A 1343-nucleotide genomic window follows, 5' to 3' on the forward strand; every position below is an offset into this window, starting at 1 on the left:
TAGAAAAAAGGCTTCACTTATGATCTGATAATCGTCGCCAAACAAACAACCAGAATCAACCGTGAAGCCGATGACGATTATCTCTTTAAAGAAGCAACTGATGCAATTCTTCGATGCCAGTTTCCTCGAAAAAACTGCAAGAAAGTGTGGTTTTACTCAGCGGGCCAGAGCAATTCAGCCTCAACAATTGGTACTCAGCCTTCTCGCGGCTTTGAGCAAGGGCAACTGCCACGCCATTGCCGATCTTCATCGCCAGTTCAACGGGATGTGTCTGAGTGAAAAGCAAAATGTGGCTTATAAGCCTTTTCATAACCAGTTGCGAAAAGATAGTTTTGCCGACTTTATGAAAGAGCTGGTCAAATTTGCAACAGTTCAGCTACTCCAGAAGAGTTCCCGTTCAATGCCAGCAAAGTTATCTCATTTCGACGATGTTATTCTGCAGGATGGCAGTTCTTTTCGAGTTCACGACGGACTTCGTGAGGTTTTTCCAAGCCGTTTCAAAAACTATCCGGCTGCGATTGAATGTCATATGACCATGTCGCTGTTTGACCAGTCACCAAAAACGATGACAGTAACGGCAGATACAGCATCTGAGCGGACGTACTTGCCCACACCTGGCAACATAGAGAAAAAATTGCTTTTAGCCGATGCTGGCTATGTGGATTTTAGCTATTTCGAGCAACTTTCTCGTCATAACGGCCATTTTATCGTCCGTGGCGGTAAATCACTTAACCCAACGATTGTTAATGCCCACAATGGCAATGGTCGGCGATTACCAAGATTAATAGATATGAAACTCAAGGATATTAGCCGAAAAACTAACCGCTCCGAAGTTCTTGACCTGAGATGCAAGCGAGGAAAGTATGAGTTCCGGGTGGTGCGTCGATGGTTCGCTGAAGAAAAGCGTTTTTGTCTGTGGTTGACAAACTTGCCGACATCACAATTTTCAGCAGACGATATCATGGCGCTCTATCGGTGCCGGTGGCAAATTGAGTTGCTATTCAAGGAGTTAAAGTCGCATACGAATTGGCGTCGTTTTGTAACGGCACAAAAAGCCATTGCTGAGGGGCTGATATGGGCCAGTTTGCTAGCGCTGATTGTTCGGCGAAGTATCGCCATAACCAGCCTGCCGTCAGTATCTGTATTTAAAGCGGCAAAAAATGTTGATGTTTGGCTACTGCCAATATTGGAAAGCTTGATGCACCAAGCAAGGTCTGAAATATCAGGGCGACTGGAATGGGCTATGGTATATATATCAATGAATGCTCGCAAAGCAGCTCAGAGAAAATCCAAGAAAGACAGAACCTTAGATGGAATTTATGAAAAGCTTAATGCTTAAGGTC

At 44.6% G+C, this 1343-nt stretch carries 1 protein-coding gene; it reads left to right on the top strand.

All coding sequences use genetic code 11. The features are described from left to right. The first annotated feature begins 70 nt into the window (after positions 1-70). A complete protein-coding gene (locus tag L6J37_RS21170; protein WP_218387448.1) occupies positions 71-1339 on the top strand; it encodes an IS4 family transposase in 1269 nt (422 codons plus the stop codon). The last annotated feature ends 4 nt before the right edge of the window (positions 1340-1343 follow it).

The sequence above is a fragment of the Photobacterium sp. WH77 genome (assembly GCF_022014395.1).
GTDB lineage: Bacteria > Pseudomonadota > Gammaproteobacteria > Enterobacterales > Vibrionaceae > Photobacterium > Photobacterium arenosum.